14 protein-coding genes are annotated in these 22,316 nt (G+C 63.2%); 10 read left to right on the top strand and 4 right to left on the bottom strand.

Annotated features, from left to right (window positions below):
• Positions 1-5: 5 nt before the first annotated feature.
• From C1A35_RS24210 to nuoG, 9 genes are all read left to right on the top strand, one after another.
• On the top strand, positions 6-1,481 hold the full coding sequence (locus tag C1A35_RS24210) for a complex I subunit 4 family protein (protein ID WP_104666817.1): 1,476 nt from the start codon (positions 6-8) through the stop codon (positions 1,479-1,481).
• Positions 1,478-2,917, top strand: a complete 1,440-nt coding sequence (locus C1A35_RS24205; RefSeq protein WP_104666816.1) for an NADH-quinone oxidoreductase subunit N — start codon at positions 1,478-1,480, stop codon at positions 2,915-2,917. The genes C1A35_RS24210 and C1A35_RS24205 overlap by 4 nt, the downstream gene beginning before the upstream one ends.
• Before the next feature lie 153 nt (positions 2,918-3,070).
• Positions 3,071-3,436: an NADH-quinone oxidoreductase subunit A gene (locus tag C1A35_RS24200; protein ID WP_104666901.1), complete on the top strand. Its 366-nt coding sequence runs from the start codon at positions 3,071-3,073 to the stop codon at positions 3,434-3,436.
• Positions 3,424-3,927 carry a NuoB/complex I 20 kDa subunit family protein gene (locus tag C1A35_RS24195; protein ID WP_065376026.1) on the top strand — a complete coding sequence of 168 codons (504 nt, stop codon included), beginning with the start codon at positions 3,424-3,426 and terminating at the stop codon, positions 3,925-3,927. The genes C1A35_RS24200 and C1A35_RS24195 overlap by 13 nt, the downstream gene beginning before the upstream one ends.
• Positions 3,924-4,460 carry an NADH-quinone oxidoreductase subunit C gene (locus C1A35_RS24190; protein ID WP_104666815.1) on the top strand — a complete coding sequence of 179 codons (537 nt, stop codon included), beginning with the start codon at positions 3,924-3,926 and terminating at the stop codon, positions 4,458-4,460. Before C1A35_RS24195 ends, C1A35_RS24190 begins: the two co-directional genes overlap by 4 nt.
• 88 nt (positions 4,461-4,548) lie before the next feature.
• Entirely contained in the window at positions 4,549-5,763 is a 1,215-nt protein-coding gene (gene nuoD, locus C1A35_RS24185) for an NADH dehydrogenase (quinone) subunit D (RefSeq protein WP_104666814.1), read from the top strand.
• Between the two features lie 16 nt (positions 5,764-5,779).
• Entirely contained in the window at positions 5,780-6,304 is a 525-nt protein-coding gene (nuoE, locus tag C1A35_RS24180; RefSeq protein WP_104666900.1) for an NADH-quinone oxidoreductase subunit NuoE, read from the top strand.
• Positions 6,297-7,562, top strand: coding sequence for an NADH-quinone oxidoreductase subunit NuoF (gene nuoF, locus C1A35_RS24175; protein WP_104666813.1), 1,266 nt, complete (start codon positions 6,297-6,299; stop codon positions 7,560-7,562). Before nuoE ends, nuoF begins: the two co-directional genes overlap by 8 nt.
• An 89-nt stretch (positions 7,563-7,651) precedes the next feature.
• Positions 7,652-10,228 carry an NADH-quinone oxidoreductase subunit NuoG gene (gene nuoG, locus C1A35_RS24170; RefSeq protein ID WP_104666812.1) on the top strand — a complete coding sequence of 859 codons (2,577 nt, stop codon included), beginning with the start codon at positions 7,652-7,654 and terminating at the stop codon, positions 10,226-10,228.
• 51 nt (positions 10,229-10,279) lie between these two features.
• On the opposite strand, the gene C1A35_RS24165 is transcribed toward nuoG, so the two are convergent.
• From C1A35_RS24165 to C1A35_RS24150, 4 genes are all read right to left on the bottom strand, one after another.
• Complete coding sequence (locus C1A35_RS24165) at positions 10,280-10,720, bottom strand: CBS domain-containing protein (protein WP_104666811.1); 441 nt, start codon at positions 10,718-10,720, stop codon at positions 10,280-10,282.
• A 41-nt stretch (positions 10,721-10,761) separates the two neighbouring features.
• Positions 10,762-11,328, bottom strand: a complete 567-nt coding sequence (locus tag C1A35_RS24160) for an NADH-quinone oxidoreductase subunit I (protein WP_104666810.1) — start codon at positions 11,326-11,328, stop codon at positions 10,762-10,764.
• A 123-nt stretch (positions 11,329-11,451) separates the two neighbouring features.
• A complete protein-coding gene (gene nuoH / locus C1A35_RS24155; protein WP_104666809.1) occupies positions 11,452-12,438 on the bottom strand; it encodes an NADH-quinone oxidoreductase subunit NuoH in 987 nt (328 codons plus the stop codon).
• Positions 12,439-12,616: 178 nt separating this feature from the next.
• On the bottom strand, positions 12,617-14,179 hold the full coding sequence (locus tag C1A35_RS24150) for a tetratricopeptide repeat protein (protein WP_234822975.1): 1,563 nt from the start codon (positions 14,177-14,179) through the stop codon (positions 12,617-12,619).
• Positions 14,180-14,664: 485 nt separating this feature from the next.
• On the opposite strand from C1A35_RS24150, the gene C1A35_RS24140 reads away from it, so the two are divergent.
• Positions 14,665-22,311: an autotransporter-associated beta strand repeat-containing protein gene (locus C1A35_RS24140; protein ID WP_158665145.1), complete on the top strand. Its 7,647-nt coding sequence runs from the start codon at positions 14,665-14,667 to the stop codon at positions 22,309-22,311.
• The last annotated feature ends 5 nt before the right edge of the window (positions 22,312-22,316 follow it).

Below are 22,316 nucleotides of genomic sequence, written 5' to 3'. Positions count from 1 at the left end.
GTGTGATGGCGTTCCCACTGCTCAGCCTGATCGTCTTCGTACCTGCCGCCGGGGCAGCGTTCCTGATGTTCCTGCGCAGCGACGATTGGGTGCGATGGGCAGCGTTCGGCTTCACCTTGCTCGACCTGGCGCTCGCCATTGCGATGCTTTCCGGTTTCGATGCCGGGACCTCGGAGATGCAGTTCGTCGAGAAGCAGCCGTGGGTGCCGACGCTTGGTATTACATTTGCGCTCGGCGTCGACGGGATCAGCGCACTTTTTGTGTTCCTGACCGCACTGCTGGGCTGGATCTCGGTACTCGCCTCATGGATCGCCATCGACCGCAAGGTGAAGCAGTTCATGGTCAGCCTGCTCGCCATGCAGACCCTGATGCTGGGTGTATTTACGGCGCTCGACCTGTTTCTGTTCTATGTCTGCTGGGAGGCGATGCTGATACCGATGTATCTGATCATCGGGGTCTGGGGCGGCGACGGCCGCGTCTATGCGGCGTTCAAGTTCTTCCTCTACACCCTAGCGGGCAGCCTCCTGTTCCTGATCGGCGTTATCGTTCTTTACTTCGAGGGTGGCAGGACCTTCGACATCCTCGCCTTGATGGCACTCGACCTGCCGTTCGACATTCAGTCCTGGCTGTTTTTTGCCTTCCTCGTCGCGTTCGCGGTCAAGGTGCCGATGGTCCCGCTCCATACCTGGTTGCCGGACGCTCATGTGCAGGCTCCGACGGCGGGCAGCATCATCCTTGCCGGTGTACTCCTTAAGATGGGGGCCTATGGCTTCCTGAGGTTCTCGCTGCCAATGCTGCCGGAGGCCTCGGTTTACTACTCGACCCTGATGATGGCGCTTTCCGCACTCGCGATCGTCTATGGCGGCCTGCTGGCACTGGCGCAGGACGACCTGAAGAAGCTGGTAGCCTATTCCAGTATCAGCCATATGGGTTTCGTGACGCTTGGGATTTTTGCCCTGAACCCGCTCGGGCTCCAGGGCAGCATTCTGCAGATGTTCAATCATGGCGTGACGACAGGCGCCCTGTTTCTGTTCGTTGGCCTGATCTACGAGCGCACCCACACCCGCAGCATCGCCGACTATGGCGGCTTGATGAAGGTCGCGCCGGTCTACACCGGGTTCCTGGCGCTGTTCGTGCTGTCGTCGATGGCGTTGCCGGGAACGAACGCGTTCGTCGGCGAGTTGCTGGTGTTGTCGGGTGGCTTTGCGGCCAACCTCGCCCTCGGCGCAGTCGCCGTGTTGGGCGCGTTGCTGAGCGCGGCCTATCTGCTTGGCATGTACCGGAAAGTGGCGCTTGGTCCGGCGACCGTCGGTGCGCGGTTCAAGGTTCGTGATGTCAACGGCCGCGAGATGGCCGCGATCCTGCCACTCGCCGTCTTCGTGTTCTGGGTCGGGCTCTACCCCAAGCCCTTTCTTGCCATCATCGACAGCTCGGTCACGCATCTTCTGCAGCAGGTCCACGATAGGGGTAACGGCCCATGACTGCAGCGGCGCTCCTTCCGTCGATCCTCGCAAGCCTGCCCGAGATCATCGTGATTGTAGGGGCCTGCATCCTTTTGATCGCCGGACAGTTCGCACCGAAGGGACAGGACGCCGTCCTCGTCTGGGCTTCGGTCGCTGTGGTGCTGCTTGCCGTTCTGGCAACATTCACAGTCTCAGATGGAACGCAGCCGGCCTATACGGGCATGTTCGTCGCCGACCCCTTCTCCATCTTCTTCAAGTCACTGTTCTACCTATCGATCCTGCTCACGTTCCTGCTCTCGCGGAACTATGCCGACATCGAAGGGATCGGCGGCAGCGAATACTACGTCCTGCTGCTCCTTGCGCTTGCCGGTATGATGATCATGGCGTCTGCGACCGATCTCCTGTCGATCTATGTCGGTCTCGAACTGATGGTGCTCTGTACCTACGTGCTGACCGGCTTCCTCAGGCGCGAACAGCGCTCAAACGAGGCGGCGCTAAAATACGTGATCCTCGGCGCGGTCTCGACCGGGATTTTCCTTTACGGCGTCTCGCTGGTCTACGGCCTTACCGGCACGACCCAACTGGATCGGATGGCGGCGGCAGTCACCGGTGATCCGCTCGATCCGGGCTTGCTGCTTGCGGTGGTCTTCATCGTTGCCGGACTGGTCTTCAAGATCGGCGCAGTGCCGTTCCACATGTGGGTGCCGGATGTCTACGAGGGTGCACCGACGACGATTACCGCCTTCATGTCCGTCGGCCCCAAGGCGGCGGGCTTCGCGGTGATCCTGCGCGTGTTCCTCAACCCGTTGGTCGCAAGCTCCAACGTCTGGATCATCTTGGCCGTTATCGCGGTGGTGACGATGGCGCTCGGCAGTTTCGTGGCGCTGGTGCAGGATAACTTCAAGCGCCTGCTCGCCTATTCCAGCATCGCCCATGCTGGCTTTGCCATTTTGGGCATCGTGGCCGGCGGTGCCGATGGGATCGCCAGCGTGATGCTCTACCTTCTGATCTACACCTTCATGAATCTCGGCATCTTCGGCGCCGTCATCATGATGCGAAACGGTAATTTCTCAGGCGAGATTATCGAGGACTATGCCGGTTTCGCCAAGCTGCATCCGGGGCTGGCGCTGTTGATGTTGCTCTATCTGTTTTCGCTGGCGGGCATACCGCCAACGGCCGGCTTTTTTGCCAAGTTCTACGTGCTGGTCGCGCTCGTCGAGCGCGGTTTCGTGCTCCTGGCCGTGATCGCAGTGCTCTTGAGCGCCGTCGCCGCCTATTTTTACATCCGCATCGTCATGGTGATGTTCATGCGCGAACCGGATCGGGCGTTCGAGCCGGCACTGACGCCCATGGTCGGCGCTGCTCTCGTCGTCACGGCCGCCGGAACGGTTGGCATCGGTCTGTTTCCCGCGTGGTTTCTCAAGCTCGCCCAACAGTCGGCCTTCGGCGGCTGAGCGATCGGATTTGCATTGGCCTATCCAACGGAATAAACTAGCGGTTTAGGAAAGGAATGCCCTTCGTCGCTTCCCGGGGCGACCGCGTTACCGGCCCGAAGGAGCCGATCGCGGCTTAGGCAACGTCCCCAATGGGTGACCGGGCTGCTCAATATGTCTGCAGCGGAATTCCTCCCGGTTCTTTTCATGATCGCCGGAATTACTCTGGTGGTCGGGGCGACGCTTTTTGTTTCCTCGCTGTTGCGACCGTCCAATCCTTATCGGGAAAAGAACATGCCCTATGAATGCGGCATGGACCCCGCGGGCGAGGCGGCCGGGGGGCGCTTCAGAGTGCAGTTCTTCATTCTCGCAATCCTCCTGGTCGTCTTCGATGTCGAGGCGATGTTTCTCTTTCCTTGGGCGGTCGTTCTCAAAGAGATCGGCTTCGTGGCCTATCTCGAAATGTTCGTCTTCATCGTGCTGCTTCTCGTGGGTTTCGCCTACGCCTGGCTGAAGGGAGCGTTGGAATGGGAGGAGTAGGAAACACGATCCAGGACAGCGTGCTGTTCACCACGGCCGAGAGCGTCATAAACTGGAGCCGACGGTCGGCCTTGTGGCCCGAAACCTTCGGTATCGCCTGCTGCGCCATTGAAATGATCTCGGCTGGCTGCGCGCGCTACGACCTCGACCGGTTCGGCGTGGTTTTCCGCCCTTCGCCGCGGCAGTCCGACGTGATGATCATTGCCGGCACCGTCACCCGGAAATTCGCGCCCGTCGTGCGCCGGCTTTACGACCAGATGCCAGAGCCGCGCTGGGTGATTGCCATGGGCACCTGCGCCATTTCGGGCGGGGTCTACAACACCTATGCGGTGGTGCAAGGGTCTGAAACCTTCGTGCCGGTCGACGTGCACGTGCCTGGCTGTCCGCCACGGCCCGAGGCACTGATGCATGGCTTCCTGCTGCTGCAAGAAAAGATAAAGAGGTCGCGCGCGCTGGCCGGGACACCGCTCGATCGGGCTGCGGCATCATGAGTATCGAGCCGTCTCTCAATCGCGCTCCGATCCTGGAGCGCTTCGGCAAAACGATCGAGGATCTCGGCACTGCGCATGGCATCGATGTCTTTGTCGCTCCGCCCGAGACGATCGTCGAGTTCTGCCGGTTCCTGAAAGACCATTCCGAACTCAGGTTCAGTTTTCTTTCGGACATTTGCGGCGTTGACCACTATCCCGAAACGCCGCGCTTCGAGGCGGTGTACCATCTCTATTCACTGCCCAACCGGTGGCGGATCCGCATCAAGTGCCGGCTTGGCGATCCGCCCGAGATATCCTCGGTCACCGGGGTCTGGCGCACCGCAAACTGGCACGAGCGCGAGGCCTGGGACATGTATGGCATCCGGTTTTTGGGGCATCCCGATTTACGGCGGATCTACATGTGGGAGGGCTTCGAGGGCTTTCCCCAGCGCAAGGATTTCCCGCTCAGGGGTTACAGGGACAAGCTGAACCCGTTTGGTGCCGAAGGTCCGCCGCCGACGCAGCCTGACCTTGCGACCCGCGACATACCATAGGGGAGGAGAAGGAAGGTGCACGGTGTTCCGTTGGGCCGATCTGCAATCCTCATGAGCCACGGAGGCCGATCGACGCCGGAGAGTTGAGATGACCGAAGTCACCGAGCTTACGAGGCCGGAAGGCGAAGCGCTCAATAGCAAGGAAGTGCTTCTCAATCTCGGGCCGCAGCATCCCAGCACCCATGGGGTCCTTCGGCTCGTCCTCCAATTGGACGGCGAATTTGTCGAGCGGGTGGATCCGCACATCGGCTACCTGCATCGCGGCACCGAAAAACTGGCGGAAAGCTTCACCTATACGCAGATCTTCCCGCTGACCGACCGGCTCGACTATCTCTGCCCGCCGTCGAACAACCTGGCCTTCGCGATCGCGGTGGAGAAGCTGCTTGGCATCGGGGCCCCGATCCGGGCGCAATATATCCGCGTGATGATGGCAGAACTTGCGCGCATCTCCGGTCATCTCCTGATCACCGGCGCGCTGCCGATGGATCTCGGCGCCATGACCGCGCTGCTCTACGTGATGCGCGAACGCGAAATGATCATGGATCTGCTGGAAATGATCACCGGCGCGCGCATGCACACCTCCTTCTGCCGGGTCGGTGGGGTGCGCGAAGACCTGCCTGACGGGTTCTTCCCGAAGATCAGGGAGTTCTGCGAGATCTTCCCGAACCGGATCCGAGACTACGAGCGGCTGCTCGAGAACAACCGGGTGTTCCTCAAACGCACCCAGGGGATTGGTGTGATCTCGGCCGAAGACGCCATTGATCTCGGCCTCAGCGGCCCGAACCTGCGGGCTTCCGCCGTCGACTGGGACATCCGCCGTGACGAGCCCTACGAGATTTACGACCGGCTCGATTTCAATGTCGTCACCCGCACCGAGGGCGATTGTTATGCCCGCTGGCGATGCCGCGTCGACGAGATGCGTGAAAGCATCCGGATCATCGAACAATGCATCGACCAGATGCCCGAAGGGCCGTTCCAGGTCGACATGCCGACGATCGCCTTCCCCGTCGACAAGGAGCGCGTGCATTGCTCGATGGAGGCGTTGATCCAGCATTTCGACCTGTCGGCCTATGGTTTCAGCGTGCCGAAGGGCGAGGTCTATTCGGCAATCGAGGCACCCAAGGGCGAACTGGGCTTCTACATCATCAGCGACGGATCGCCGAAACCGTTCCGCATGAAGGTCAGGGCACCCTCGTTCGTCAACCTCCAGGCGATCTTCGGGGTGACGAACGCCCGCTATCTGGCGGACATGATCGCCGTGCTCGGCAGCCTCGATCCCGTGATGGCGGAGGTGGACAAGTAACGGAGACAGTGACGTGGTGACGATGCGCGAAAAGATCGAACAGGCGGCGGCGCGATATCCCGACCAGCGCTCGGCAATCATGCCCGCGCTTCTGATTGCGCAGCGCGTGCATGGCCATCTGCCGGGGCCGGTACTGGAGGAGGTTGCCGAAATCCTTGGCGTCGAACGGATCTGGGTCTATGAACTGGCAACCTTCTACACGCTCTTCCATACCGAGCCTGTGGGCAGGTTCCATCTGCAGCTCTGCGACAATGTCTCGTGCATGCTGCGGCGATCCGAAGATCTGCTGATGCACCTGGAGAGCGCCCTTGGGATCAAGAAGGGCGGCACGACCGAGGACGGCCTGTTCACGCTCTCGACCGTCGAATGCCTCGGCGCCTGTGAGATGGCCCCAGTCATGCAAGTTGGCGATGACTATTACGGCAATCTCGACATCGGGCGTATCGATGCGCTCCTTGCCCGGCTGCACGCCCTGGCGCCGCACGGGACCGGCGCCGATCCCTTTGCCGCCGAACGACCCGGGGAAGAGCGCCATGTATGAACCGGTTCTTCTGAAGAACGTGAACATGCCGGATGGACATCTCCTCTCCACCTATGAGGCCGGTGGCGGTTACCGAGGGCTTGCCAAGGCTCTCAAGGAATTCACGCCCGACGAGATCGTCGAGCTCGTCAAGCGGTCGAACCTGCGCGGCCGCGGCGGCGCCGGGTTTCCGACCGGTATGAAGTGGAGTTTCGTGCCGAAACGGGCCGACAGGCCGAAATATCTCTGCTGCAACGCCGACGAAGGAGAGCCCGGCACCTTCAAGGACCGTATCGTCATGGAGCGTGATCCGCATCAACTGATCGAAGGCATGGCGATCAGTGCCTATGCAATCGGGGCCGAGGTCGCCTATGTCTACATTCGTGGAGAGTATGTGCTGGCGATCCGACGGCTGGAGCAGGCGATCGCCGAGGCCAAGGCCAAAGGGTATCTGGGAACGGGCATACTGGGCTCGGATTTCAATTTCGTGGTCCATGTCCATTGCGGTGCTGGCGCCTATATCTGTGGCGAAGAGACTGCGATGCTCGACTCGCTCGAAGGCAAGAGGGCGCAGCCGCGCCTGAAACCGCCATTCCCGGCGGTAGCGGGGCTTTACGCCAGTCCGACCGTCATCAACAATGTCGAGACGCTCGTCTGCGTCCCGCATATCGTGGCGCGAGGCGCCGATTGGTTTCGCGGTATCGGACCCGAAAAGAGTCCCGGCCCGAAGCTCTATTGCGTCAGCGGGCAGGTGCGCAAACCTGGGCTCTATGAGCTTCCAATGGGAATCCCGCTTCGAGAACTGGTCGAGGACCACGCCGGCGGGCCGCAGCCGGACCGAAAGATCAAGGCCGTCATCCCGGGGGGCGTTTCGGCGCCAGTGATCCCGGAGCAGGGGCTGGACGTCGGGATGGATTTCGACTCTCTGGCCGCAGTCGGCTCGATGCTCGGCTCGGCCGGGGTGATCGTCGTCGACGACACGACCTGCATGGTCAAGATCGCTACCCGTATCATCGAGTTCTTTCACCATGAGTCCTGCGGCAAGTGCACGCCCTGCCGGGAGGGCTTGAACTGGGTGGTGAAGGTGCTGCGCCGGATCGAGGCGGGCGCGGGCGCGCCTGGCGACATGGAGCAGCTGGACATGCTCTGCAAGGGCATATTCGGCAATACGTTTTGTGCTTTGGGTGATGGCGCGGCGATGGGCCTGCGGGCCTCTCTGGCGCATTTCCGCGAGGAATTCGTCGCCCATATCGAGGAGCGGAGGTGTCCGTTCCACTAGAGCGGGATGAGGAAAAGTGTATGCGGTTTTCCGCCTGTATCCCGCCCTAACTTATGAGAACCGGTCACGTTTACGCGGGCGAGTAAGTCATGGTTGGCGTTACGATCAATGGGCAATCAGTGGAAGTCGAGGCCGGTTCGACCGTGTTGCAGGTCGCCCAGCGGTTGGGCATCGAGATTCCGACCTTCTGCTACCTGAAGCGCCTGCCGCCGCTTGCGTCCTGTCGGATGTGCCTCGTCGAGATCGAGGGGCTGCGGCGGCTACAGCCGTCCTGCGCCACCGCGGTCACCGACGGCATGGTCGTGCGGACGGACACGCCGCTGATCGATGAAACGCGTTCGTCCATGCTCGACATGTTGCTTGCCAATCATCCGCTCGACTGTCCGATCTGCGACAAGGGCGGCGAATGCGAGCTTCAGGACATGGTGATGGCCTATGGTCCGGGGAAGAGCCATTTTCGGGATCCCAAACGCGTCTTTCATTCTCGCGACATTCGCCTGAGCCCGGTGGTGATCATGAACGTCAACCGCTGCATCCAGTGCCAGCGCTGCGTGCGAATGTGCGAGGAGGTTGTCGGCGCGGTCGCGCTCGGCACTGTCGAGAAAGGCATGGATACCGCCGTCACCGGCTTCGAGGGCAGTCTTGCCAGCTGTGACCAGTGCGGCAATTGCATCGAAGTGTGTCCGGTCGGAGCGCTGATGAGCTTTCCCTATCGCTACAAGGCCCGGCCCTGGGATCTCGCCGAAACCGATACTGTCTGCCCGCATTGCGGCACCGGATGTCAGCTGACCGTCGGGGCGCGCAAGGGCGAGTTCATGCGTGTCCGCTCCAAGGAAGAGCACGGCGTCAACCGCGAAACGCTGTGCGCGCGCGGTCGGTTCGGTCTCGACTTCATCGAGGGGAACGACCGGATCAAACGACCGATGATCCGCCGCGATGGCACTCTGGTACCGGTTTCCTGGGACGAAGCAGGAGACCATCTGCGCGGGCGGTTGGCTGCGGTCGAAAGCAAGGCGGCTGGCGGTGTCGTCTCGCCGCGCCTGCCCAATGAAGTCGTCTATCAGTTCCAGAAGCTCATGCGCACGGCCTTTCGGACCAACAACATCGACTGCTCGTCGCGCTGGTCGACGCCCTTCGACATGCTCGCCCCGCTGATGGCGAACTACACCCGCGCACCACTGAAAGAGGTGCTTGGCGTCGGTTGCGTGCTTGTCATCGGTGGCAACGTGACGGAGGAAAATCCGGTTACCGAATATCTGCTGCGCGATGCCGCCAGGCGGCGCGGCACTGGATTGCTCATGCTCTCGACGCGACCGTCCCGTCTCGACGCCGATGCCAAGGCTGTGGTCCGTGTACCGCCCGGCGGAGAGCCCGCGAGCCTTGCGGCCGTGGTTGCCGGGCTTGTGGCGGCAGCCGGCGAGAAACTGTCGGATAATGCCCTGGCCGAGATCGCAGTGGCAATCGGCGGTGCGGCGGCCCGCAATGGCAGCGGCGGACCAGATCGTCTGGCCGCCATGCTCATCGAAGGCGACACTGTCACCGTCCTTGTCGGTGTCGACCTCCTGAGATCGTCCGAAGCGCGGATGGCGCTGCAGCAGCTCGACACCCTCTTGCAACTGCTCCGCCTCCTCGGCAAGTCCCCAGCATTGCAGGTCCTCTTCGATCGCGCCAACCAGATGGGCGCCTGGGATATGGGGGCTCTGGCAGGCGCCTTACCGGGGCCGCAGCCGGTCGCCGACGACGCGGTGCGCAGCGCTCTTGCCCGGAACTGGGGCGCTGAAATCCCCCATGAGCCGGGTGCCGATCTCGAGGCGATGCTGGATCTGTGCGTCGCTGGGAAAATGGGCGCGCTCTACCTTGTCGGAATCGACCCCGTGACCTCCTATCCGGACAGGGAGTTCGTGACGGGGGCCCTTGGCGCCACTGATCTGCTGATCGTCCAGGACAGTTTCCTTACCGAGACGGCCGCATTCGCCGAGGTCGTCTTGCCTGCGGCGGGCTACGGTGAAGAGGCCGGCAGCTTTACCAACAACGAGGGACGCATCCAGCAGGTCCGCAAGTTCCGGGAACCCGTCTTCGAGGCCCGGAGCAATCTCGCCATCTTCGATTTTGTCGCAGCACAGCGCGGCCGAACCTTGCAGCCTTCGACGCAAGTGGAGATCTTCGATGAGATCGCCCGGCTGCTTCCGGCCTACCAGGCGTTGACCTGGCCCGGACTTGGCGTCGATGGTGCCTTCACCAGGGCGAGCTCGACGCCACCCTTGGGCCCGTTCTTTGCGCAGCCTGCTTTTTTCCAGGCGCGCGACGGGCTCATGCTCGTCACTGGCAACTGCCTGTTCCACAATGGCTATCTTTCGGAACGCTCGGAGATCCTGAACACGATCGCCAACGGTCCCTATGTGGCGATGAACGCCGAGGATGCGGCCCAGCTTGGCCTTAAGGACGGCGATCAGGTGGTCGTTCAATCAACCCGCGGTGAGCTGCAGGCGCAGCTCAAGGTCGAAAGGCCGTTTCCCAAGGGTCTTGTCTTTGTTCCAGAAAACTATCGGTCCCTTCGCCTCAACAGCTTGATGAGGCGAGGCGAATACCCGTGTCCGGTCGAGGTTCACCAGGCAGAAACAGCGTACGAAATCGCGAGCGCGAACCGGGTCTGGCGAGGACCATGAGGTCGCGAGGCGTCTGCAAGGTAGAGTGTCCTCACCCGTGGGCGCGAAGCCTCAGTGGTAGCCGGCCCCGGCAATGTACTCGTGCAGGTGACGTTCCGTGCGCTGCGCCTCGTCGAGCCGGTGCTTGACCACGTCGCCGATGCTGACGACGCCGACAATGGCCTCCTCCTCGATGACCAGCACATGACGTGTCCGTCTCTGGGTCATGATCGACATCACCAGGGGCAGCCCATCGACAGCCGAACAGATCGCCACGTTGCGGTTCATAATTTCGGCAACCGGCATCAGCGCCGCCTCGGGGCCGTACTCCGCAAGCGCATTGCAGCAGTCCCGTTCCGAGAGCGTGCCCAGATACGTTCCGGGCGCGTGGCTGACGACCACGAAGCCGATGTTGTTGTCACGAAAGAGCCGCAGGATCTCCACCATCGTCTGGTCGGGAGCGACTGCGATCACTCCGGCACCCTTGTCCTTCACGATTTCACCGACGAGCATCTGAGCCTCCTATCTGCGCGCGCCGGTTTCTTCGCTGCTCCTCACGTTCGCCGGATATTGCGCCACCAGTTGTATCCGTGCGGTTCGCTCGTTTCGACCAGCACGTCCTCTTCCGTATTCAGGCGTGCGGTGACGACGCCACCGCCGGTCATTGCTTTTCCAGGTTTGCCAAGCAGATCGTCGCGTCCAATCACCAGGTCGCGTGACGAAAAACTCGAGAATTCATACTGCTGGCCAAGGGCGATGGCGTCCGCCGGGCAGGCGTCCTCACACAGGCCGCAAAACAGGCACCGTGCCGTGTCGATCTCGAATTTTGCCGGGTGACGCTTGCCGTTTTCGTCCTCATAGGGAACGACTTCGATGCAATCGCAGGGGCAGATGCGAGCGCAAAGCTCGCACGCGACACACTTGATTTCGCCCTCTTCGTCGCGTTTGAGGAAATGATGCCCGCGATAGCGCGAGTAGGGGAGCCATTTCTCCTTGTCCGGATACTGCATGGTCACGGGCCTGGAGAACATGTAGCCAAAGGTCAGCGTAAAGGCGCTCGCCAGATCGGCAAAAAGCGCCCAGCCGATCCATGTTCCAAGCCTGTCCTGCACGCGTGACATCACCGCGCCGCTCTACAGTGCCCTTGTGCTGGTTCGGGCGCACCGAGGCGCTGTAGCCCTTTCATTCGCGGCCTATTTCCCGGGGCCGAACCCAGGAGGCCTGCAGTGGAGCCGCTGTGGCTCCTAGGAAAAAACAATACCGGTAACGATTATGTTCGCCATGGAAAGAGGAAGCAAGACCTTCCATCCAATCGCCATCAGTTGGTCATAACGGTAGCGCGGCAGGGTGAAGCGAAACCACATGAAGACATAGATAAAAAATGCCACCTTGAGAGCGAACCAAAGCAGCGGTGGCAGCGGAATGAGCACGCCGTTCCATCCGCCGAAGAAGAGGATCACCGACAGGACCGATACGAGCAGCACGATGACATACTCGCTGACCATGAAAAACGCGAAACGGATGCCGCTGTATTCCGTGTGGAAGCCGGCGCCGAGATCCCCTTCAGCCTCCGCCAGGTCGAAGGGAATGCGCTGCGCTTCGGCCAATCCGGCAACGAAGAATACCAGGAACCCGACCGGCTGATAGACGATGTTCCAGACGTCGCTTTGGGCGCGCACGATATCCACCAGGCTCATCGACTGCGCCAGCATGACAACACCGACGACAGCGAACCCCATGGGGATTTCGTAGCTGATCATCTGCGCACACGTCCTGAGGCTACCCAGAACCGCGTATTTGCTGTTGGCGGCCCAGCCTCCGAAGATGACCCCGTAGACCTCCAGGCCAATCACCGCGAAGACAAACAGCAGGGCCACGTTCAGATTTGAAACGTAGAGGGTGATTTCGGCATTGAGCACGGAGACTGTTTCGCCGAAGGGGATGGCGACGAACACGACGAAGGGCGGAGCGAGCGCGAGGATTGGCGCCAGCTTGAACAGGAAGCGGTCGGCCTCTGCGGGGATGTGGTCCTCTTTCGTCAGGAGTTTGATACCGTCCGCCACGGGCTGCAGCAGCCCGTGCCACCCCACGCGCATGGGGCCCATCCGCTGCTGCATGTGGCCCGCAAGCTTACGCTCGAGCCAGGTCAACGGCAAAGGCAGCAGAAGCAGCATTGCGATCAGCAATGCGATCTTGATGGCGATGAGACCAAGAGCAAAGAGAAGTTCCATGTTCCGCGCCCACCTGGTCAGCAGACTGATACGCGACTGGAGTTAGTCCAACTTACCCTTCGAGGGCGTCGGCCACTTCTGGCTTTCTCCATCTTCTCACGAAAGGGCGGCCGTGGACAAGCTACCGCTTCCGGTTCTGGGCTACGGCGATCCGCCCGCGCCCGTTCTCAAGCGCGGGTCAATCCTCAGGCAACCCGGCAGCGATCATCAGGGCGACGAGGCGTTCGGTGGCGTCGAGATAAAGCGGACTGGTATTTTCGGTGGGCGGCGGCAGATTGCGCGCTGTCGAACCCGGCCTCAGCTTCATGGCTTGCGCCAGGGCCGCCTTGGCTTCGTCGGGTCGGCCCAACTGCTGATAGGCCGCCGCCAGCAGGAAATGCGTTCGTCCGCTGGCCGGTGTGATCGCGATCGATCGCTTAAGCCAGGGCAATGCTTCTTCGGCCCGGCCCATCAACAAGTGGACCCAACCTGCGCCGATCGCCCATGTCCAGCGGGCGACCTGGGGCGTATCGAAGCGGTCGGCTTGCTCGAACGTTGCAAGGGCCTCGTCGAAACGCCCCAGGAAGACCTGGGAAAGCCCGGCGAGATAGAGCACCGTTCCGTTCCATGGATCGAGGGTGAGCACCTTGCCACAGGCCACCAGGCTTTCGACGAAGCGGTTGGTCGCCGACAGGTACCGGCAGTGCATTTCGAGCACCGGGATGTAATTCGGTTGCGCGCGCAAGGCGCGCTCCAGAATCTCGCCGACGCGGCGCTCGACCGTTTCGCGCTCCGCAGCCGGAAACCAGGTCATCTGAATCCCGCGCAGCTGAAATGCCGCGAGCGCTACTTGCAGGTCGACATTTTCCGGGTCGGCGGCGAGCGCTTGTTCGAGCATCGCCTGCGCGGCGCGAAAGCGCTCTGGCGTCGTCTGGTTGATCGAGGCCGTTGCTTGCTCGATGGCCGCCTTGGTGCTGCCCGCCGGCAAGCCGTCGGCCGAGCGCTCCCCAGCGTTCAAAAGCACGTTGATGCGCAGCGCCAGTGCATGGCCCATGCCGGCGGTCAGGCGCGTCTGCTGGAGTTGCTCGTCGGCGCCGGTCAGCGCGATCGACACCGCGCTGGTCCACTTGACCGCGCCGGTCGCCGGTTCGGTCATGCGCGCCCGTAAATTCCACGCTGTTTCGGTTCTCTCCAGTTCGCTGCTCACGACAAGATCGGCCGACCCCGTTGCGCCGCCAGGCGGGATGACGACCCGGATCGTCTCGATTTTCGCCAGGCCGTCGGTCAGGTCGCGGTTGACGCCTGCCGCCATCCGCAAAGCCGGAGGATCGTTGCCTGCAGCGGTCATGGGGATCACGGCGACCGTTGGAAGCGAACCCGTCACGACACGGGGAAGCCGCGTCGCAGCGGCCGCCAAGGCCGACAGGGCGAGCCCGGCCACAGCCACAAGTGCGGCGCGGCGGCGCATCTTGACGTCGAGCCAGTGCCCAGCCGGTCCACTTCGCGCTTCAGGATCTATTGGCGAGGGAGGCTGTTGCGGAACGGGCGCGTCCGGCGCTGTCGACACCTCGGCCTCGAACAGGTAACCGCGCCCCGAGACCGCTCGGATCAATTGCCGACTGTCGTCGCCAAGGGCCGCGCGAACTTCCCGAACGCACTGGAACAGGCTGTCTTCGCCGACATGGACGTTGGGCCAGATCGCCGCCATCAGCTCGTGCTTGCCGATGACCCTGCCCGGGTTGGCGGCAAGCAGCTGCAGCAAATCGAAAGCCTTGGGCCTGAGCTTGATTGTTTCGCCGCCGGGCCCGCGCAGTTCGGACCGCTGCGGATCGAGTTCATATCCAACAAATCTGAGCACCGGGCCTCCGCCTCCCGCGATGATATCCCCGGAACCCCGGCGTTCTGCCAAGAACAAGAAGATTGGTAATTAAGCCATTCGTTTTCCTGCGGGAAAGGCGGAATTCAACAAAATTTCAGAATTTCCCCGACGCCCTTTCAGGACTTCCCCCGGCCCGCACTGACATACGGCGCAAGAACACAACGAACACGGTCGCGGGGGGACACGATTCCCGGCAAGCGCGGAAAGGGCAGGGGCCCGGATGCGCTGCGGGAATGTGACCCCTGGTCCAGGCGGAGGAAACCGATGTCTTCACGAGTGCCTTTGGCTGCGGCGCAGAATGCGCGTTGGCGAGCCTCGCCCGGTAGCGGCGATTTTAACACCGGTGCCGAAGCATGCGGAGCATTCTCGTGAACACTGACAAGAACGACCACGCGCGCGTCAACCGGTCCGCGCTGCGTGCGCCCGCATCGGGTGTCATCCTCGCCTCTTTGGCAGCGAGCCTTGCGAATTCCGTTGCACCACTGGCGCTGATCGTCGCGTCCGGGCCCGCGCTGGCGGACAGCATCGGCCTGAACGGTGGCGGCGGCGGAAATGCAGGGAACTACATGACACCGGGCGGTGGGGGCGGTGCGGGTGCAGCCGGCGACGGCTCGGCGACCGGCTCGGGCGGAGGTGGAGGCGATACAGGCGGCTCGGGCAATCGCGGCGGGCCGGGGGGCGCGTCGGACAGTGGCGGCGGCGGCGGTGGCGGTTACGGACTTGGCGCCGGCGGCGGCGGCGGCGGCGCGGGTGGCAGAGGCCTCACGCTGTCCACCGACCTGGTCAACAATGCGACAATCAAGGGCGGCAATGGGGGCAGTGGCGGCCATGGGTCGGCCAATGGGACACCCACCTACAGCTATGCGGGTGGCGGAGGTGGCGGCGGCGGCGGGTCAGGCATTATCGTCACGACAGGAGCCAACCTTGCCAATTCAGGCGTGATATCGGGCGGCAATGGCGGTGGCGGGGGATCTGCCGCGGCGGCGGTCAGCGCCCCCAACACCGCCAACGGTGTGGGCGGCAATGGCGGCAACGGCATCACCGCCACCGCCTCCAGCGGACTGACAATCACCAATTCCGGTACGATCCAGGGCGGCGGCGGCGGAACGGACTTCCAGAACTTCCAGCCTTTTCGCCCGCAAGCGGGCGGCTACGGCATCATCGGCCAAAACCTGACCATCACGAACAGTGGAACGATTGCCGGCGGTGCCCGCGGCGGTGCGGGCGGCCTGTCCGGTAGTCGCTCATCCGCCATCGTCATCACCGGCGGGACGAACAACATCACGGCTCTCGCCAGCAGCAACATCGGCGTGATTGAGCTCAATGGCGGCGCAACGACGCTTGCCGGGACGTTCAACGACGCAGTCCAGGTGAACGGCGGCGCCACGCTCGCCCTGGGCGCGGCCGGCGACGTGACCGGTATCACGAATCTGAACAACGCCGGTGGCACGATCACTGTCGGCGACGGCAACACGCTTTCGGCCGGGACAATCGCCAACTACTGGGGAGGAAGGATCTCCCTGGGCGTGGGTTCGGTCCTCTTTGGCACGGGCAACACGTTGAACAACGATGCCATTATCGATGTCGGCACCGGCGGTGTCGTCATGGACAACGGCGACATCAACAACAACGCCGCCGGCATCATCAATTTCAATGGCCCGGGCGGTACGGCGCAACTTTCGCCTGGAACCAATAACGTCAACAACAGCGGCCAGATCAACGTTGTCGGCGGCGACGTCGATGTGCGGATGAGCAACATCACCAACCAAGGCAGTGGCCGGGTGTCGCTCACCGGAGGCGACATGTTCGGCGTGTCTACGCTCACGAACTCCGGAACGGCGACGCTGAACATTGCTGCGGGCCGGAAGCTCAGCCTGCAGGCCCTTGCCTTCAATGGCGGCACAATCTCGGGCGCCGGCACGATCGAGGCTACGAATGCATTTAACCTCTGGGGCAATGGTACTGTCGGCGCGACACTCGCCGGTGCGGCAAATCTGACGAGAGGCGGTCCGGGGACGACAATCCTCACGGGCAACCACACCTATACCGGCGGCACCACGGTCCATGCCGGCGAACTGCAACTCGGCACTGCGGGCACTGCGGGCTCGATCCGGGGCCAGGTCAACGTGAACGGCGCTGGTACGTTCACGCTCACCAATGCCGACACCACCGGTGTTACCGGTATCACGAACGCCGGAAAAACATATCTTTACAACGCCTCAAGCGCAGCCGGTGCCACAATCGCCAACACCGGCGAACTCTATTTCTACAACACCAGCAGTGCTGGCAGCGCTGTCGTGACCAACAGCAATTTCCTCGAATTCCACGACACGAGCACGGCTGGCAACAGCAGTATCACCAACAACAGCGACTTTCTTTTCTACGACAACAGCCGCGCTGGAACGGCCACCATCGCCAACAACAACGGCGGTTTTCTGAATTTCCACAACGCGAGTTCCGCAGACAGCGCCCGCATCACCAACGATGCCATGCTATCCTTCTACGACAGCAGCACGGCCGGCAGCGCGGAGATAACCAACAATCGCGATCTTACCTTTTATGATGCAAGCGGGGCCGGAAGCGCCAGGATCACGAACAACGACACGCTGACGTTCCGCTCGACTGCCACGGCCGGCAGCGCCAGGATCATCAACAACGCCAACCTGGCATTCCTCCACAACAGCAATGCCGGCAATGCCGAGATCGCCAATGGCGCCGCGGGCATCGTCGATTTCTCGGGCTCGACGGGCTCCGCGGGCAACAAAAAACTCACCGCCGGCTCGATCGCCGGCGGTGGCTCCTATCTGCTTGGTGACAACGAGTTGACTGTCGGTTCGAACGACCTCTCGACCGAAGTCAGCGGGACAATCGGCGGCAACGGCGGCTCGCTGGTCAAGGCTGGCACCGGTACGCTGACCCTCACTGGAGAAAACACCTATAGCGGCGGAACCACGGTTTCGGGCGGGACGCTCCGGATTGGCAATGGCGGCGCGACTGGTTCGATCCTCGGCAATGTCGTCAACGACGGCGCGCTCGCCTTCAACCGCAGCGACGCGGTTACCTTCTCCGGCGCCATCTCGGGCGGCGGCGCGGTCAGGCAGATCGGTTCAGGCACCACCATTCTGACGGGCGCCAACAGCTATAGCGGCGGCACGACGATTTCGGGCGGGGTCTTGCAACTCGGCAATGGCGGTGCGAGCGGCTCGATCCTGGGCGACGTCGTCAACGACGGCGCACTCGCCTTCAACCGCTCTGATGCAGTCACCTTCGCCGGCGCCATCTCGGGCAGCGGCGCGGTCAGGCAGATCGGTTCGGGCACCACGATCCTGACGGGCAGCAACAGCTACACCGGCGGCACGACGATTTCAGGCGGCACGCTGCAACTCGGTAACGGCGGCGCGAGCGGCTCGATCCTGGGCGATGTCGTCAACGACGGCGTGCTCGCCTTCAACCGCTCCGACGCGCTCACTTTCTCTGGCGCTGTCTCGGGCAGCGGCTCTGTCCGGCAGATCGGTTCAGGCACCACGATCCTGACGGGCAGCAACACCCATACCGGCGGCACGACGATTTCGGGCGGCACGCTGCAACTCGGCAATGGCGGCGCGAGCGGCTCGATGCTGGGCGATGTCGTCAACGACGGCGTACTCGCCTTCAACCGCTCTGACGCCGTGACCTTCTCCGGCGCCATCTCGGGCAACGGCGCGGTCAGGCAGGTCGGTTCGGGCACCACCATTCTCACCGGCAGCAATAGCTATACCGGCGACACCACGGTCTCCGGCGGCCAGTTGCGGTTCGGCGGCGGTAGCAACACCCTCAGTGGCAAGCTGATCGTGACCGGCGGCACGCTGGCGATCCAGACGCCGGCGACCCTGAACGTCGCTCAGGCCGCGACCTTTGCCGACAACACTGCGCTCTCCATCGTCGCAGGAACGAGCAGCCCCGCGCTGTCGGCCGATAGTCTCACGATCGGCAACGGCGTCGGCTTCAACATCGGCGGCATCAATGATGCGAGCCAGCTCGACAAGGTTCTGATCGACACCCGATCCGGCATCACGGGCGACTTCGCCAGCGTCAGTGTGGGCGGCTTCAGCGGCGCGGTGGACTATCTCACCATGTCCACGCGCAAATCGACCGACAACCTGCAATATCTTGCCAGCTATGGCCTGAGCTGGACTGCCGGCAACAATCTCGCCCATGGCACTTTCACGCTGAGCAATACCACCGACAGCTTCACGGTGGGCGCAGCACTCGCTGACCAGACGGCGAACCCAGCGACAGGCTGGAACGGCACGTCGCTGACCAAGGCCGGCATGGGCACGCTGACACTGACCGGCGACAATACCTATAGTGGCGGGACGACGATTTCGGGCGGCGTCTTGCAGCTCGGTAGCGGCGGTACGAGCGGCTCGATTCTGGGCGATGTCGTCAACGACGGCGTACTCGCGTTCAACCGCTCTGACGCGGTCACTTTCTCCGGCGCGATCTCAGGCAGCGGCGCGGTCCGGCAGATCGGTTCAGGCACCACGATCCTGACGGGCAGCAACACCCATGCCGGTGGCACGACGGTCGCCGACGGCACGCTCCAGATCGGCAATGGCGGCGCGTCGGGCTCGATCAGCGGCAATGTCGCCAACGACGGCGTGCTCGCCTTCAACCGCGCCGACACGCTCACCTTCTCCGGCGCCGTCTCGGGTAGCGGCGCGGTGCGGCAGATCGGTACGGGCACCACGATCCTGACGGGCAGCAACAGCTTTACCGGCGGAACGACGGTCGCGGCCGGCACCCTCCAGATCGGCAATGGCGGCGCGTCGGGCTCGATCAGCGGCAATGTCGCCAACGACGGCGTACTCGCCTTCAACCGCAGCGATGCGCTCACTTTCTCCGGCGCGATCTCGGGCGGCGGGTCTGTCAGGCAGATCGGTACCGGTACGACGATCCTCACGGGCAGCAACAGCTATACCGGCGGTACGACGGTCACGGACGGCACCTTGCAGCTCGGCAATGGCGGTGCGTCGGGCTCGATCACCGGCAACGTCGTCAACAACGGCGCGCTTGCCTTCAACCGCTCCGACACGTTCACTTTCGCCGGCGCGATCTCGGGCAGCGGCGCGGTACGGCAGATCGGATCCGGTACGACGATCCTGACCGGCAGCAATGCCTATATGGGCGATACCAGCGTGTCCGGCGGGCGCTTGCAGTTCGGCGACGGCAGCGCAGGCGTTGGCAACAGCCTGGGCGGAAACCTGACCGTGACTGGCGGCACGCTGGCTATCCAGACGCCAGCGACCCTGACCGTCGAACGGGCTGTCACCCTCGGCGACAACACAGCGCTCTCCGTCGTCGCCGGCCCGACCAGCCCCACGTTGACCGCCAACCGCGTCACGATCGGCAATGGCGTCGCCCTCAGCATCGGCGGCATCAACGATGCGAGCCAGCTCGACAAGGTGCTGATCGACACGCGCTCTGGAATTGTCGGCGACTTCGCCAGCGTTACCGTAGGCGGCTTCAGCGGCACGGTCGACTATCTGACCGTGTCGGCCCGCAAGTCGGCCGACAGCCTGCAGTACCTCGCAAGCTATGGCCTGAGCTGGACCGCGGGCAACAATCTCGCTCATGGCAGCTTCACCCTGACCGATGCCACCGACAGCTTCACGGTGGGTGCCGCACTTGCCGACCAGGTGGCGAACTCTGCGACCGGCTGGAACGGCACGTCACTGACCAAGACCGGCGCGGGCACGCTCACCCTCACTGGCGACAACACCTACAGTGGCGGCACCACGATCGTCGGTGGCGTGCTGTCGGTGTCACGTGACGCCAATCTCGGCGCAGCGACGGGCGGTCTGACCTTGAACGGCGGCACGCTTGCGAGCACCGCGAGCTTCGACACCGCCCGGTCGATCACGCTGATGCAAGCCGGGCGCTTCGACATCGCTGCCGCAACCGAAGTCGGCCTGACGGGCGCAACGTCGGGCAGCGGCGATCTGATCAAGCAGGGGGCCGGCACGCTGCGGCTCGACAACGGCGCCAACGCCTACGGCAACACGCTGGTTGCCGCCGGCACGCTGATCGGCAATGCCAGCTCGATCTCGGGCAATATCGGCAATGCCGGCACGGTCGTCTTCGATCAGGCGGCCGACGCCGCTTTTGCCGGTGATGCAACGGCGCTCAACGGCTCGGGCGGCCGGATGATCAAGCGCGGTGCAGGCACCCTCAGCCTGAACGGCCTGTCGGCGCTCAATTGGACGGTCGAGGCCGGAAGGCTCGTCACTGCAGCCGAGCGCTTCGGCGGCAATACACACCTCGCCTCCGGCGGCTCCCTGAAGTTCGATCAAGCGCGCAACGCCAGCTATGCCGGCGTGATTTCGGGCAGCGGCAGCTTCGCCAAGGCTGGCGCTGGACGTCTCACTCTGACCGGCAATTCCTCCGCCTTCTCCGGAACGACCACGGTCGAAAGCGGCACGCTCGCCGTCAACGGTTCACTTGGCGGCACCGTCGATGTGCTGGCCGGCGGTCGCCTGCAAGGCGCCGGATCGGTGCGCAGCGTGAAGGTTTCGGGCACGGTCGCGCCGGGCAACTCGATCGGCACACTGAACGTCGCCGGAAACGTCGCCCTGGCGGCAGGCTCCATCTACGAGGTCGAGGTGAACGCGGCCGGCCAGTCGGACAAGATCGTGGCCAGCGGCACAGCGACCATCGCCGGCAGCTCGGTCAATGTGCTGGCCGAAACGGGCAGCTATGCACCGCAAACACAGTACACGATCCTGACCGCGAATGGCGGGCGCAGCGGCACCTTCAGCGGCGTGACCTCGAACTTCGCCTTCCTCGATCCCTCGCTCAGCTACGACGCCAACAACGCCTATCTGAAGCTGACCCGCAACAACATCGACTTCTCCAGCATCGGTCTGACGCCGAACCAGATCGCCACCGGCGACGGGGTCGAGAGCCTTGGGAGAGGCAATTCGGTCTACAACGCCGTCGTGAACCTGTCGGCACCGCAGGCACAAAACGCCTTCGACCAGCTCTCGGGCGAGATCCACGCTTCGGTGAAATCGACGCTGATCGAGGATAGCCGCTTTACCCGCAATGCCATAAACGACCGCCTTCGCGCCGCTTTCGAAAGCACCGGCGCTTCGAAAGGCCCGGTCACGACCTATGTCGACGGCGCGCCGGTCGCGGCTGCCGCGACAACGGATCGTCTGGCGTTCTGGAGCCAGGGCTTCGGCTCCTGGGGGCACACCGATGGCGACGGCAACGCCGCGCGCTTCAACCGCTCGACGGGTGGCTTCTTTGCTGGCGTGGACGTCCCGGCGTTCGACAACTGGCGCTTCGGCGCGATCGCCGGCTACAGCCACACCAGTTTTGACGTGAAGGACCGCTACTCCTCCGGTTCGAGCGAAAACTATCACGCCGGGCTCTATGGCGGCACGCGTTGGGGCGATCTTACCTTCCGGGCCGGTGCCGCCTACAGCTGGCATGACGTCTCGGCCTCGCGGAACGTCAATATCCCCGGGCTCCGCAACTCTCTGAAGAGCGACTACGACGCAGGCACGGCGCAGGTCTTCGGCGAACTCGGTTACGGCTTCGCCATGGGCGCGGCCCAGTTCGAGCCCTTCGCCAACCTCGCTCACGTGAGCGTTCATACGGGTGACTTCACAGAGAATGGCGGGGCGGCCGCGCTCAGCAGCGAGGGCGACACGACGGATACCACCTTGACGACGCTGGGTCTGCGCGCCTCGACCACCTTCGACCTCGACGGTACGGCCGTGACGGTCAAGGGCATGGCAGGCTGGCGTCACGCCTTCGGCGATGTGCTGCCGCTCTCGGCGATGCGTTTTGCCGGCGGCGACACCTTCTCGATCGCCGGGGTTCCGATCGCGCGCAATGTGGCGGTGGTTGAAGCCGGCCTCGACTACGTCCTCTCGCCAAACGCGACGCTCGGCGTGACCTATGCGGGCCAGTTCGGCTCAGACGTCTCCGATCAGTCCGCGCGCATCAATCTCAACGTCAAGTTCTGAAGGCC

It is taken from the genome of Ensifer adhaerens, assembly GCF_002940685.1.
In the GTDB taxonomy this organism is placed as follows: domain Bacteria; phylum Pseudomonadota; class Alphaproteobacteria; order Rhizobiales; family Rhizobiaceae; genus Ensifer; species Ensifer adhaerens_E.
This window is presented reverse-complemented; position numbering and strand designations above follow the sequence as displayed.